The sequence below is a fragment of the Nocardia sp. NPDC088792 genome, from assembly GCF_044750615.1.
Taxonomy (GTDB): Bacteria; Actinomycetota; Actinomycetes; order Mycobacteriales; family Mycobacteriaceae; genus Nocardia.
Map to the genome: position 1 here is coordinate 182,514 of NZ_JBIVKC010000005.1, position 14,098 is coordinate 196,611.

15 protein-coding genes are annotated in these 14,098 nt (G+C 64.6%); all 15 read left to right on the forward strand.

Translation table 11 applies throughout. From position 1 onward, the window contains the following. Positions 1-64 precede the first annotated feature (64 nt). The 15 genes from ACIP5Y_RS33055 to ACIP5Y_RS33125 all read left to right on the forward strand — a co-directional run bounded on the left by ACIP5Y_RS33055 (position 65) and on the right by ACIP5Y_RS33125 (position 14,098). Positions 65-370 (forward strand): hypothetical protein, encoded by a 306-nt coding sequence (locus ACIP5Y_RS33055; RefSeq protein WP_400356159.1) that lies wholly within the window; start codon positions 65-67, stop codon positions 368-370. A gap of 126 nt (positions 371-496) precedes the next feature. Beyond that, the gene (locus tag ACIP5Y_RS33060) at positions 497-1,063 is read left to right on the forward strand and encodes a hypothetical protein (protein WP_400356161.1); all 567 of its coding nucleotides are present in this window, start codon (positions 497-499) and stop codon (positions 1,061-1,063) included. A gap of 64 nt (positions 1,064-1,127) precedes the next feature. After that, positions 1,128-1,565 (forward strand): hypothetical protein, encoded by a 438-nt coding sequence (locus ACIP5Y_RS33065; RefSeq protein WP_400356162.1) that lies wholly within the window; start codon positions 1,128-1,130, stop codon positions 1,563-1,565. Between the two features lie 76 nt (positions 1,566-1,641). Further along, the gene (locus ACIP5Y_RS33070; protein ID WP_400356164.1) at positions 1,642-2,229 is read left to right on the forward strand and encodes a hypothetical protein; all 588 of its coding nucleotides are present in this window, start codon (positions 1,642-1,644) and stop codon (positions 2,227-2,229) included. Between the two features lie 166 nt (positions 2,230-2,395). Then, entirely contained in the window at positions 2,396-2,686 is a 291-nt protein-coding gene (locus tag ACIP5Y_RS33075; protein WP_400356166.1) for a hypothetical protein, read from the forward strand. A 149-nt stretch (positions 2,687-2,835) separates the two neighbouring features. After that, the gene (locus ACIP5Y_RS33080) at positions 2,836-3,063 is read left to right on the forward strand and encodes a DUF5361 domain-containing protein (protein ID WP_400356168.1); all 228 of its coding nucleotides are present in this window, start codon (positions 2,836-2,838) and stop codon (positions 3,061-3,063) included. A 103-nt stretch (positions 3,064-3,166) separates the two neighbouring features. Continuing rightward, entirely contained in the window at positions 3,167-5,578 is a 2,412-nt protein-coding gene (locus ACIP5Y_RS33085; RefSeq protein WP_400356170.1) for a hypothetical protein, read from the forward strand. After that, complete coding sequence (locus ACIP5Y_RS33090) at positions 5,575-6,468, forward strand: phage tail protein (protein ID WP_400356172.1); 894 nt, start codon at positions 5,575-5,577, stop codon at positions 6,466-6,468. The genes ACIP5Y_RS33085 and ACIP5Y_RS33090 overlap by 4 nt, the downstream gene beginning before the upstream one ends. Then, positions 6,468-8,084, forward strand: a complete 1,617-nt coding sequence (locus tag ACIP5Y_RS33095; RefSeq protein ID WP_400356174.1) for a phage tail protein — start codon at positions 6,468-6,470, stop codon at positions 8,082-8,084. The genes ACIP5Y_RS33090 and ACIP5Y_RS33095 overlap by 1 nt, the downstream gene beginning before the upstream one ends. A gap of 20 nt (positions 8,085-8,104) precedes the next feature. Next, the gene (locus ACIP5Y_RS33100; RefSeq protein WP_400356176.1) at positions 8,105-9,139 is read left to right on the forward strand and encodes a hypothetical protein; all 1,035 of its coding nucleotides are present in this window, start codon (positions 8,105-8,107) and stop codon (positions 9,137-9,139) included. Positions 9,140-9,149: 10 nt separating this feature from the next. After that, entirely contained in the window at positions 9,150-10,229 is a 1,080-nt protein-coding gene (locus ACIP5Y_RS33105; protein ID WP_400356178.1) for a hypothetical protein, read from the forward strand. Between the two features lie 4 nt (positions 10,230-10,233). Continuing rightward, positions 10,234-11,280 (forward strand): hypothetical protein, encoded by a 1,047-nt coding sequence (locus ACIP5Y_RS33110; protein ID WP_400356180.1) that lies wholly within the window; start codon positions 10,234-10,236, stop codon positions 11,278-11,280. Between the two features lie 103 nt (positions 11,281-11,383). Next, complete coding sequence (locus ACIP5Y_RS33115) at positions 11,384-12,673, forward strand: hypothetical protein (RefSeq protein WP_400356182.1); 1,290 nt, start codon at positions 11,384-11,386, stop codon at positions 12,671-12,673. Next, positions 12,673-13,278, forward strand: a complete 606-nt coding sequence (locus ACIP5Y_RS33120; protein ID WP_400356184.1) for a hypothetical protein — start codon at positions 12,673-12,675, stop codon at positions 13,276-13,278. Before ACIP5Y_RS33115 ends, ACIP5Y_RS33120 begins: the two co-directional genes overlap by 1 nt. Positions 13,279-13,339: 61 nt before the next feature. Then, positions 13,340-14,098, forward strand: coding sequence for an N-acetylmuramoyl-L-alanine amidase (locus ACIP5Y_RS33125; RefSeq protein ID WP_400356186.1), 759 nt, complete (start codon positions 13,340-13,342; stop codon positions 14,096-14,098).

Below are 14,098 nucleotides of genomic sequence, written 5' to 3' on the forward strand. Positions count from 1 at the left end.
GAGATAGATGCGAACTACACGGTCGCTGGAACGACCATGGGATTTGAATCGACTGTCCGCGAACATGGATGGTTCGCAGGGCGACATGGGGGGTCCGATAGGATTTCCGGAGGCGCTAATTGAAATGCGCGAACTCATGCATATTCCTGGAATGGGTTCGCGGTTCACGTTGTGCATGAAGATCATTAACTCGGGGGAGACTATCGCGGACTTCGGTTACGGCAATCCGGGTGATGACGCACTCAGTTGGCTGGATCTCGAAGGTGACCTGCCCCGAAATCCGCCGGATGAAGTGCCAAAATGGTCCGGACACTGTGCTGGTCTGGGAAACGGCGGAGATCTCCGAACCGTCGGGGGTGACAGCGGTTGAAATCGATCCTGTGGAATTTCAGGCTGAATGGCTCGCTGCGGGTGGCTGGTAGCCGCCTTCATCCGAGCGCTGCCTGATTATTGTCTATTGTCCATTGCGGACGACTTTACAATCTCGAGGACATATATGCTCAAGTCTGTTACGTTGCGTTCTCAGCCGAACGTAAATTGGTTTATCCCCGGATTCGTCAATATCGATGATATGCATGCCATCGATGATGGCCGTTTTGGCGCTAATTTCTCCGTGGTGTATGACACTGACAAACTGAATCAGATCAAGTCGGTGAACGTCGTATCGTCGCCGGATTCGTCGCCGGCCGGCACGCGGTCCGTGGGCAAGCTGCATATCAATGGTTCGCAGCCGGTGTATGTCTACTACACCGCCGAGGACGGCAAGACTTCCCATGTCGACAGGACGGTATGTGTGGTCGGCAGCCTGGCTGGGATGGAGTTCTATCTGCCCGGATTTATCGGGGTGGACAAGATCTCCAAAGATGAGTTCTCTGAACAGATCCGGGTTTACGCCCGATACAATCCGGCCGGTTCCCAGGTTCGGCGAGTGAAGATCAGGAGCATCGGCGTCGACCCAGGAGTCGGGATGCCGGCAGGTGCGACCAATCTGGGTCTCTACGAGCACGACGGCGGTTGGACGTACCTCGTTTCCACGGAAGAGATCATTCCGTTCCCGAACTGAAGCGGACCATTACAGGGGCCGGATCTTCATGGCGTACTTATATCTGATGGAAGGTGGTTGATCGATGGTCGAACGGATTGCGTTTCCTGACATCGAGAAGACACTGATCGACTTCCTGGCGAAGGAACTGGTGGCGGTATCGGATACTGCCAAAGTTGTTGCCAGGGTTCCTGATCCGCGTCCGGCGCGGATGGTGCGGGTTTCCCGCAATGATCGGAAGGCTCGGGTTGATGTGGAGGATCGGGAGGGGCGTCGTGGCGCTCATCTGATCCTGGATCGTCCCCGGGTGGTTTTCGAATGCACTGATGACGCCGGTAATGCGGCGGGTTTGGCGGCTCGGGTGCGGGGCATTGTGAATGCTGCTGCGCCGGGGTACGTCGGCTCCGTGTGGTGTGACTACGTGGAGGATGCCGGTGCGGAGAACGATACCGATCCGGTGACTGCCGCTCCGCGGTACACGATCGTCACCGACCTGATTGTGCGAGGCAAGATTCTCGCCTGACTCCACGTTCGTGTGAGTCGACTCTGAATGAACACATCCCTAGGGCCTGCGCAAAATCCCAAGGGAGATAACGAAAATGGCTCTGCCCTCCAGCAAGTTCATTGGCGCCGGCACCCCGAACATCGCCGTTACCGGTGGTGTTCTGGTCGCTCCGCTGGCCACCAAGCTGCCGATCGGTGCCGCCGGCACCATCGATCCCGCGTTCAAGGCGCTCGGCTATGTGTCCGAGGACGGCATCGAATCGATGGGTGAGCGCAAGATCGAGTCCGTCAAGGACTGGAACGCCGATATCATCGCGCAGCTGCAGACCGAGCACTCGGTGCGTTTCGGTCTGACCCTGTACGCGGTGTGGGACCAGGATGTCCTGGGCGAGGTCTTCGGATCGACCAATGTCGTCCCGACGCCGGCCACTTCCTCCACCGGCACGCTGTACACGGTCAAGGAGACCGGTACTCCGCTGCCGCGTCGCGCTTGGGTCTTCGACATGTTGAACGAGGACAAGAAGCTGCGCATCGTGCTGCCGAACGCCAAGATCACCTCGGTGACCGAGAAGAAGTTCGTCTCGAATGCGCTGGCCGGCTTCACCATCACCGTCGAGGCCTTCAAGGATGACGCCGGCGTGAAGGCGTACCGCTACCTGGACGACGGCATCAAGACCGCCTGATTCTCAGGCTCGAGCTCTCTCCGCTGACGGCCCTCGGCCGTCCTGCAAGCCCCCAACGGCGGCGGTACTTCAAACCTATGCGCAGGCCCGCCGCCGCCGTTGGGCCCTTTTTCTGCAACGCCCGTGTACTTCCATCTCACAACTCTTCGAAAGGGTCTGCGTAACAATGACTTCCCCGAAAGCTCCTATCGCGATCGCTACTCCGGCAAAGGTGAAGGACGACTTCTCCTACCGGGTGAACGGCATCGAGATCCAGCTGCCGTCCCTGTCCTACCTCAAGCCGGGCCTGGTCCGCCGGATCCGCCGCCTGGGCGACGTGGACGCGATGTACACCCTGCTGGAACTGGCACTGACACCCGAAGCGCTTGCGGCCCTGGATGATATGGATCCGGACGCCTACCACGAGATGCTGGAGGCCTGGCGCGCGCACTCGGGGATCAGCCTGGGGGAATCCTGAGCCTCGATGCTCTGATCGAAGAGCATTCCGAGGCAATCGAATACGACCTGATAGCCCTCGGCCTACGGCTGCGCCGGCTCGGTGACGAGTCACTGAGCTGGGGCGACCTCAAGGCTGTCGTCAAGTTCCTGCCGCCCGATTCGGCCTTGATGCGCACCCTGCATCCCGAAGCGCACCGCTGGCGGTTGGACCAGTACCTGCTGGCGGACATGGCCGACTGCCTGCGCTGGCTGGCCTGGTCCAAGACCGACGACGCCCGCAACGGGCGCAACCGGCCCGAGCCGATTCCGCGGCCCGGACTCGAATCCGGTCGCGAACGGACGGGGACGGCGATGGGCGTCGACCGGATGAACGAGTTCCTCGGCTGGGGTGAGTAGTTCCTCGCCGGTGGCCGAGCTCGGGCGCAATCGGCCCAGAAAGTGGATGTGAATTGTGGACAAGCAACGCCCACCGGCGATGACACTGCCGGACATTCTCGCGATGACGACCAGTGGGCAACCGGCACCCGGGAAGAAGATCGCGCTTCCCAGCGGGGCACTATGGGAAGGCGGACCCTCGGCGGGAACGTCACTCATCACCCTGCCCGACGGAGACCCGATTCTCGTTGCCGACCAGGGCTCGGGTGTACCGAATTCCCTTGTCGGACGGTCCGGTCCGTTCCGTGCACTGGCGCATGCCTTCGAAGAAGTGCTCGGTCATGTGCCGAGCTTCTTCACCGACCGCGTGGCGGCCCAGGCACTTGCGCTGCTGCGGGACGTCAAGGATCCCGATGACGTCGAGACCGAAACCCGGATCGTCAAGTTCAGCGCCAAGACCACGCTGCTCAACCCGGCCAAACGGGGCAACCGGCCCGGCTCGTCGACCGAGGGCATGGTGGACGAAGCTGCCGGGCAAGATGATTCGGCGCTGGACAGACAGAACCCGGTCCGCCGCGCACGTGGCGGCCTGGTATTCAAACCGGGGGATACGGTCACCGGCGGCGGGACGATCACCGGTCCCGGTGGCAGCGAATCCGACCTGATCCGGCTGGCCGCTTCCCCAGGCGAGTTCGTCGTCAACGCCGCCTCGACAGCGAAAACTCTGTCGTTGCTGGAAGCCATCAACTCCGGATGGGTTCCCTCCGCGCGATTCCTGGAGGGAATGCTGCCGGGTCTCGCAGGCGCTGATCCAGCCCGCACGACTGCACCGGATCCCCAGCAGTGGCGCGACATGCTCGGCCAAGGCGTCATCGCTGACGCATTGGGCGGCATGGGTAATGCTGCGGTCGATGCGGCCTCCTGGGCCGGCGCCGCACTGGGATCGGCGCTGGCCCCGATGTTCGGACCGGGCGGCCTGTTCGCTCCTCGCCCGGGCACCGGAGCCTCTACAGCGGTACAGAATGCGCAGGGCCTGAACGACTCTGGATCGGCAGTGCCGATGACGGCGTCCATCCAGGCCACGCCGTCCACGACGCTGGGCGTCTTCGGCGCAGGAAAATCATCGGGCTCTACCGCTGGCGCGTCCGGCGAGCTCGGATCGCTGGCGTCGGCTCTGAGCTCCGGGATCTCCGGCGCCGCCACTGCCGCGGGTAGTCGTTTGGGTGAAGCCCTGGGCTCGGTCATCTCGCCCGCGCTCGGTCCCGCCGGTGAACTGGCTCCGAAGATCGGCGAACAGCTGGGCCGCTTGATCGGATCTCGATTCGGTGGCGAACTGTCGACGTCCTTGACAGTCCAAGCGGGTGTCGGCGGCCAAACGGGTTCGGTGACCGGAACCGGTGGTGGCGGTGGCGGAATTCCGTCCGGCGCTGTCTACGGCGACGGTGGCGGCGATGGATCCGCGCCTGAACCGTCGAACAACGCCAGTGGTGACAATCGAATCGTCGATGGATCCGGTCCCGCCGGCTCCACTGGTGGCGGCTCGTCCGGTGCCGCAGTCGACCAGGGCTTCTGGCAGTACATGCCAGGTGCCGAGGACGGAAGTCTGGCTTCCGGTTGGGCGTATGTCGTTCCCGAGAACCAGACGAGAACCAACGCGCCTCCTGACGGCATGGCCATTCAGAACTTCGTCCGTGATAAGGGCGATCCGAAACGGATGGTGGAGGACTCGACAAGTCGGAACTGGGTCGATGTACTGACGGGAAAGGCAGAAGCGCCGGGCGCGGAGTCCCTCGCCGGCAACGCACACCAGTACAACCCGAGCGAGGGAAACCTCGCCGATCTGGTCCAACTGTCCGCGCGGAAGGTCGGCGAGGACCTGGGCACGATGCTCACGCCGATACTGGGACCGGATGCCCCCCAAAGTCTTTCGGCTCTCGCTAAAGACCTGATGAAGCCGATCGGGGAGGCGTACAGCGCGGCCGACCCCAACCATGTTTGGACGAACGCGCTGGGATACAAGCTCAGCGAGCTGACCGGTATCGAGTGGAGTCCCACTGGCACGCAGGGATCTTCGTCGTCGACATCACCTGACGCACCACAGCAGATCGGGTTCAGTGCCTTCCAATCCGGTATCCAGGGTCTGCAGCAGCATGGCGCGATCGGTGGAGTCACAGGAGCGATCTCCGGTGTGGCCTCGACCGCTGGCGGTCTACTCGGCGGTTTCATCGGTACCGCGGTGGCGCCATGGGTCGGACCACTCGGCCCAGTTGTCGGCCAGTTCCTCGGTTCGATGATCGGCGGCGCAATCGGTGATGAGCTCGGCCGCCCGATCGAATGGGTGGGCAGCGCAGTCAAAGAGCTGGTCGGAACAGGCTTCGGCCTCACCGACCTGGCAGCGGGCCCGGGCGGTCATACCGCCCGCGGCGATATCTACAACTTCAACGGCACGGACCCCAAGCGCGCGTCGATCGCCGTAGAGCGGGTTCGCCGGCGCCGGGCGGTGGCCCAGCAACGCGGAGGAGGTTTCGGGCGATGACCCACCAACTTTTGGAAACCCACGACACGAAAGTGGTCGTGTGGGACGTCAACGGACGGGTATGGCATCTGTCCGGAGTGAACTCCGGGCGGGAAGGCGTACGCCTGTCGCAGCAAACCGGATTCATGTTCGCGCCGGTGCAGTTGCTGGTTTCGGAAGGTGCGCGCCAGGACGGTGCCACCTTCCAGCGCTCGGTGCGTTCGAAGAAGGAATGGGATTTCCTCACCGTCATCTCCGGAGCGGCCAAAGACGGTGGTATGGACCCGATCCGGGACTTCCACGCCGTCCATGACGCCTGGTTCCGAGGCTGGTCCACCGACAAGCCGGTGACGGTCGGCTACTACACGCGCCATCAGGGCTGGCGATTCCAGCAGGCGCAGCTGGACGGTGCGCCGGAACCGGTGGGTGACGTGGACCCGGCCCGAAATGCCATGGCGGTGTACAAGATGTCCGCCACGGCGATGGATCCACTGGAACACCACTTCGACGAGACTTCCGTCTGGAGCAACACCTCCGGCATTGGTCAGGGTGTTGTCCGCATACGTAATGCCGCCGATCAGCCGGTGTGGCCGCGTTACACGATGAACGGCCCCGGACGCTGGTCGATTCTGGATCCGGTCGTCGGCGACCTGACCAGGATGGTCCAGACACCGACGTTGACCGCGAACCAGACCCTGCGCATCGACACCCATCCGCGCCACCGCACCGCTCGCCTCTACACCGACGGCGCATCGAAGCCGGTCAACGTGTGGGCGCAGCTCGCGGGCCGCCGTTGGCTGCAGTCGATGGCGCCGTGGAGCTCCACCGCCATCACCGTGCAGGTCGACGGCGGCACCACCGCGTCCAGCCTCGTCGCCACGGTGACCCCGCGATCCTCGAGGCCGTTCTGATGAGCGCGGGGACCTGGGATCCGCAGGACGAAGTACGGCGGATGGACGAGGAGTTCCTGGCGGATCAGGAGCGGGCGCGCAATCCCGATGTGCTGGTGCGCTATTGGAACAAGTTCATGGAGGAGGTGGGCGAGGAGCACAGCTACCTCTCCTTGGAGTTCACCTATCCGCGCAACTCCGCCGGCGGCCTGAAGATGATCTGCCCGCGCGACATGGTGCACTTCGACCACCTCTTCAACAACGAGGACGGTGAGGACGCCACCATCCCGATCACCGTGAACACCACGGGGTTCCGGTGGGACGGCTACATCACCAAGGCGTCGATCGTCCGAGATGACAACGGTGTCGAAACCGTCGACATCGAGGCCATCCACGCGTGGAACCACGTCGCCACCATCTGCTGCTGGGCCTCGCCGTTCGCGCCGATCCTGGCGCAGTTCCCGCGGCACCACATCCTGTTCGGTCCGGTCCGGACCCTGGTCACCACGTATCTCACGATGAACCTGATGCGGTTGCAGGCTCCGGGCTGGGCGCCCGCGGACGGTGCGAACACCCCGAAATGGAACGCCGGCGACACCTTGTTCCCGATCGCAGTCGTACCGGTCGATCCGCTGTACGACACCAGCCGATGGAGCGCGGCCTCCGCGCGATTCGATATGGCGGACAAACTGTTCCAGCCCATGCTCGAGGACTCCGGCGTCATGCTGACAGCCCGGTTCTTTCTGCCGGGTGAGGACAAGCAGCCGGCACCGGAGTACTTCTACCTCGAGAAGCCGACCGTGGTGCTGGAGACGGTCGACAAATCCGGCGTCACCGGTAGCACCGGCACGCTGCTGGACGGAATCCAGTCGTGGATCGAGGAATTCGCCGACGACGGCACCACGCCGATTCGATACCCGAATCCCAATTCCACCACCGAGTACGAGGCCGTCTACGGACAGCCCGGGAAGTTCGGCACCACCAAGAACTTCCCGTGGGTGTGGTATTTCGAAGGCGAGTACTCCGGCATCGGCGCATCCGAGATAGCGCTGCACAAGCCGACCGCCACCGATGTCATCATCGGCGGTCGTTCCCCGGGATGGGTCAACGCCGGCGTCGAAATGGTCATCAAGGGCTTCCTGTCGCTGATCGGTCTGGGATGGCTCTATCGAGGTCAGCTCAACGACGTGTTCCTCGCCTGGATGGTGTACCGGGATATGGAGCGCGCACGCCGTGCTGGTCCCTACGCGTTCCGCGAGCTCTACATCACCGGCAGCGACAAGGCGTTCAACCTCGACGGCCTGGTCGCCGCCCGGCAGGGCCTGCACCTGACCCGCGGCTACACCAGCCACAAGGTAACCATCGAGGACAACGCGCCCTACCTGCTCGGCCGGGACTTCGAACTCGGCGACCAGATCGGATTCGTGGTCGGTGAGCACGTTTTCACCGATTACGTCACCGAACTGACGTTCACCGACGACCGGCAGACACCGTCCGTCTGGCAGATCACCGTCGGCGACGGATCCGATGAAGAGGACTCGATCGTCAAGGCCTGGCAGCGGATGGGCCGTTTCGCGGCAGCCATCAAGGATCTGTCCACCGACGTCGGCGCCGACCTGGACTTGCTCATCTTCTAATCCCGCTGGGAGGAAACACTATGGCGGACATCAGTTTTCCCGCCCATCTCACCGTCGCCCGGCAGCCGGACGTGGATGGGGTTCCGGTATTGAACGCGCGGATCTCGGTCTCCGACGAGGTAGCCGGACTCGCCCTGCCCAAAGGCCCTGCCGGTCCACAAGGCCAGCGTGGCCGGCCCCGCACGACTTTCCGCAAGATGGGGGAGATCCCCACCGCTGCGGCCCGGCCCACCGGGCTCGGCGCCGAAGATCGCGGCAAGTGGTGGCATCGGCTGGACACCAACGGTATGGACGTGTGGACGGGCGCTGCGTGGCAGCATTCACCCGACGCGGTCGGGCCGAAGGGACCCGTAGCAACCGCAAACACGATCACCGTCACCGAAACCCGCAAAGATCCGAGCTATACACAGGCCGCCGTCGAGTTCACCGGCACCGGTGCACAGCAACTGACGGTGACCGTGCCGGCCGGCTATCGGGGATCTGCGGGGCCCGCCGGGGCTTCCGGTCCGATCACGAGTTCGCCTGACTACGACCAGGATTCCGCTCCGATCCCCGGCGGTGTCTTCGCTTATCACCGCGCGAGCCAGAAGTTCAGAGCTCAACCGCTGCCCGTGGGCGTCGGTCCCTGGGGCTGGTTCCAGGATGATTTCGCCGCCGATCAGGAAGCCGCCGTACCGCAACTGATCGCCGGAACCGTCAGCATTCCGGCGCAGCCTTTCAGCTGGCGCCCGGTCGTCTACGGACATCTCTGCATCAAGTCGGATGCCAACGGGTCTCAGTTCGCGCGCACCATGGTGCGACTGCACCATTCCCAGGGGCAGGTCGTCGCCGCGTCGGTCGGCGGCAGCGGCGTGTACTTCTACCAGCCGATCATCCCCACGTATCGAGACGAGCAGACAACAAAGACCCTGTCGCCGTCTTCCGCTTTCGCGGTGGTTCCCTCCGGTCAGCCGGCGAATATCGTCCTGGCCGCCGAACGATTCGGAAATGGCGAGGGCGCAATCGGTTTCAAGCGCGCGAACGCATCGCTGATCGTCTACGCCCAGCCCATCTGAACGAGGTCACATGTCCACCGTTGGTGAATACTTCAAATCAACCCTCATTCGCGGTATCGACGAGGGCATCGGCGCACCGGGCACGGTGCAGTCGATGCAGGTCACCCCGGCCGACGGTTCACTCGAACTGCTGACCGGCACCATTGGCCCGAAAGGTCCCGCGGGTGAACCCTGCCGGGCGTTCCGGTGGGAAGGTGATATCGCTGACCAGACCGCACTGGCCGCGCTCGCCCCGAAACTCGGCCCTGCACAGGCCGGCAGAGCATGGCGAGTCGTGGAAGGGAACACCCTGGTCTTCTGGAACGGAACCGGCTTCGACACCTTCACCGACGCCTTCGGTGCGGCGGGCCCGGACGGCGACTCCTGCACGGTGACCATCGGGACCGTCGAGACCGGTCCGGTGGGATCGGATCTCCAGGCCACCGTCACCGGCACCGCACCCAACCTGCGGCTCGATCTGCGGATCCCGCGCGGAGTAGACGGCCTGCAAGGAGATCCGGGCGGGCCCGGGCCGATCCGGAAGGCACCCGACTACGCCGACGGCACTCATGTCGATCGTGCGGTTCCTGTGTGGGACAAGACGATCGGCAAGTGGTCGCCACGTGCCTATCCCGGAATTCGTGGACCCTGGTCGATCGTCGAAAGCCAGGCTTGGGACGGTGGTCCGGGCTACGCCCCATCACAGAACAATGTCTCCGCTTCCCCGAACACGGTGGCGCGGTTGAACATTCCGGCACAGGACACCGATTGGCGGCCGATCATCACGGGTGGCGTCGTGGTCCAGAGCACGGACGGCAACAGCGCCTTCGACTCCCGCATCGACGCCGAAGTTCGCGTCGGCTCGGCGACCGGCCAGATCGTGGCTCTCGGATCGGGCATCGGCGCAGGCATCGACGGGCACTGCCGATTCCAGCCCTACTTCGGGACCCGGGTAACCCCCGGCAGCTCGGTCGGGGTCGTGCCGGCCGGACAGTCCACCACGTTGTACGTCGCGCTGCGCAGGACCGCGAACAGCTCGAACTACAACTACTTCCTGGGCGGCGCCCGGATCACCTGCTGGGCTCGTCCGGTCACCATGAGTACGGAGTGACACAGTGACCGAAGACCTGAACACCGTTTACGACGACGACATCGTGATCACCATGCGGGGCATCGCCGATTCGGTCGGGCTCCCGTACACGGTGAACCCGATCGAACACGTCGACCGCGAAGCACTGATCGAACTGCGGCAGGGTCCGGCCGGGCCGGCCGGGCCGGAAGGTGCGGCGGCCTGGCCCTGGGAATGGCAGGGGGACGTGGCCGATATCGCCGCCCTGCGAGCCCTGAAGCTCACCACGGCGGATGCCCGCAAGGCATGGCGCGTGATTGCCGAGAATGCCGTCTACTACTGGACCGGCCTCGACTTCATCGCATTCGCCAAGGCCTTCAACAGGCCCGGTACGACCGGCGCGACGAATCGGCTGACCGGCTCGGCCGTGGCAGGAGCAGTCGGATCGAAGGCCTCCGCACGAATCACCGGGACAGCTCCGAACCAGAATCTGGAAATCACCTTCCCCCGCGGCGCAACCGGTCCGGTGGGAGACCCGGGCGCGGCAGGCCGCATCCAGGACTCCGCCGATGTGGCCATCGACGCCGCCCACCCGCTCGGACAGGACTATGTCCTGGCCTGGAACACCAAGATCGGCAAATTCCAGCCGACCCCCAGCCCGCGACTCGGCGGCCCGTGGGCGATCGGTCAAGCGCAATTCAACGGTGGCACCGGGCTCACCGAGGATAGAAAAGTCGTCGCGTCCATCACCATCCCGAGCCAGCCGATGGCCTGGCGCCCGCTGGTCGAAGGCTGGCTCAGCTTCGGACCCGACACCGCCCAGCCCCGAACACGATGCGACGTCGAGGTTCGAATCGGCTCGCCGACAGGTGATTTGGTGGCCATGGGCCATGGCACCTCTGCCACGAACGTCAAGTTCGCGTTCATCTCGCCCGAGACCGAATACCCCCTGACGCCCGATTCGAATGTCGGAGTCGTCCCCGCGAATCAGACCGTCACTCTCTACGCCAGCGTGAAGCGCTCGCTCGGAACGGGTCGCTACACCGTCAACGCCGCCGACGCTCAGCTGATCGTTTACGCACAGCCCGTGTAGCACTCCGGCACAAGCGAATTCAACTGCCTCCGCCGCGGGGCCGCTCGCTCTCCTCAACCAGGTACGTCGATTTCGGCTGCCTACTGTTCGAAAGGACTGACCCATGCCCGAACTGCCTCCGCTGAAGTACGGAAAGGTCGTCGGACGCTTCCTCGCGAATATCGCCGATGGCGCCGACACCGGTGACCTCCCGGAATTCGTGCCGCTCACCGGCACTCTGACCTTTACCGCAGAAGCGCGCAAGGTGCTGGTGGGCGCTGCCCAACCGCCCGCCACCTACGTGCAGTTGCCCGAGTACTACGAATGCCCGCTCGACGAATTCGGTTACCTCACCTGGCGCGGTAGGCACGGCGTGCGGCTGGTCGCGCCCGGAGACGCGACGAACCCGAAGGACTGGACCTGGCGCGTGTCGTTCGACCTCTACTACGACGGTCGCTCGATCCCCATGGAACCGTTCAGCTTCAACGTCAAGGAGTACGTCGCCGGTCCGAACCCGGACGACCCCGACACCGGTTCCACCGGTCTGGTCGACCTGACGCTGGCCGCACCGATTCCAGCCAGCGCCGGTAACGCGGTCGTGCGCGGTGAGCGGGGCGCGGGCGTCCAGATCGACGGACAGGTCGCGACATACAACCAGTTGCCCGCCTCGCCGGCAGAAGGCACGCAGTATGTGGTGGCTGCCGACGGACTGTTGTACGTCTATCACGCGGCGGCCGGTGGCTGGACACCCAATGGCCAGGGTGTCGTGATCCGCGGCCCGGCGGGCACCACCGAATGGTCCGGCATCACCGGCAAGCCGGTCACCTTCCCGCCGGCCATCGGCGCCACCGCGACCACCGCTGTCGCGGGCGACGATCCGCGCTTGAACGATGCCAGAATGCCGCTCCCGCATACGCATTCGGTGACTCAGATCAGCGATGTCACGACCATGGGCCGGACGCTGTTGACCGCAGCCGACGACACCGCGGCCCGGACCGCACTCGGCGCTGTCGCGAACAATGACGGCCGCCTCGGTGATGCGCGTGTGCCCACCGCGGCGGGGCAGGCGTACGACATCGCCTTCAAGTCCCACACCGGAACTCGTGTCGCAGGCGCGGGCAATGTCATGCCCGAAGGGCTCCGGATCGAACGCCCGATCAATATCACCTCGATCACCTATCGGGGCGAGACCGCGGGCACCGGCAACCTTGTCGTGGAACTGCGTAAGAACGGCAACCCGGTGGCAGGCACCGCGGCGACCGTCGCCCCCGCCGCTCACGCCGGAGACACCATCGTGACCACCGGTGCGCCTTGGTCTTTCGCGGTCGGCGACCGGCTGACCGTCTTCATCACCACCGCCGACAACCCCGCCGGGAAGGGCCTGCAGGTCAGCCTGAAGGGAGTGACCGTCTGATGAGCGGCATGATCGTTGTCGCCGGGCGCACGGTCATGGAGGTCACCGACGACTTCAACCGAGCCGACGGCGGTCTCGGCGCGAACTACGTCACCATCGCGGCCACGCCCCGAATCCTCGGCGGCAAGGTACAGGGCGGTGTGCCGACCATGAACACGGCCGCCTTCTACGACGCGAGACACACCACCGCCTTCACCGGCGACTCGCAGGAAGTCTCCTTCGCGCTGGCGAATCCGGCCGGGATATTCGGAAATTCGCTCGGTGCCGGTGTCTTCCTGCGGTCCACCGTGACCGGCGACCGCGTGATCGGTGTCGTCACCGGCAGCACGGCTCTCATCGGAACCGTCACAGGCAACAACCCCGCCGACCGGGCTTCCGCACCGATCCCGACACCGACCACCGCGCGATTCACGGCGATCGGGAACACGTACAGCCTCTACGTGAACGGATCGTCGACGCCGACGGTGACCTGGACGGATACCGCGGGCGCTGCGGGAATCGGAGACGACAACCGCAACTGGGGCGTATACGTCACCGCCCAGACCACGTTCGCCGGCACCTCCTACGGGTACGCGATCGACGCGGTGACCGCGCGCGATCTATGAAATCGGCCGCCCACCCGCACTTCGTGCCGCCGGTGGGCGGCCGGTGAGAAAGACGAACCGAATGTCCTGGACCGGAGATCCGATCTGGCTGGCGGACGTCCTGCGTGAGGCAGGACTCCGCGTCATCGAACACGACGGCTGGCGCGACCGCGGCCACGGCGACTTCGCCGACCTCCGCGGCGTGCTCTGCCACCACACCGCCGGCGGCGGCCCCAACGATTGGCGCATAGTCCAATACGGCCGCCCCGACCTGGAAGGCCCACTGGCCCAACTGGTCCTGGAACGCGACGGCACCTACCGGGTCATTGCCGCCGGTGTCTGCTGGCACGCCGGCCGCGGCTCCTGGCCCGGCTGGCCCACCAACAACGCCAACTACCACGTAATCGGCATCGAAGCAGTATCCCGAGGCGACGGAACCGACTGGACACCAGCACAACTCGACGCCTACAGACGCGGCTGCGCCGCCATCCTCCGCCGCATCGGACGCACGGCCCGTGATTGCGTAGCCCACCGCGAATACAGCAGCGAAGGAAAGATCGACCCAGCCGGCATCGACATGCCCACCTTCCGCCGCGACGTCCAGTCCCTCATCGATGGAGAGGAAGCGCCGATGAGCCCAACAGAAGTAACCCAGCTCAAAGAATTCATCACCGCGTTCTGCGGCCCGATCAGCAGCGACGTCAAGGACATCCGCGAACAACTCTGCGGCCTCGCCCAGCGCAACACCGGCCAATACGCCGGCTGGCCCCAACTGGACAACCACACCGTCGTAGACGCCCTCGCAAACATCTACGCCCGCCTGGAACGCCTCGAGCGCTAG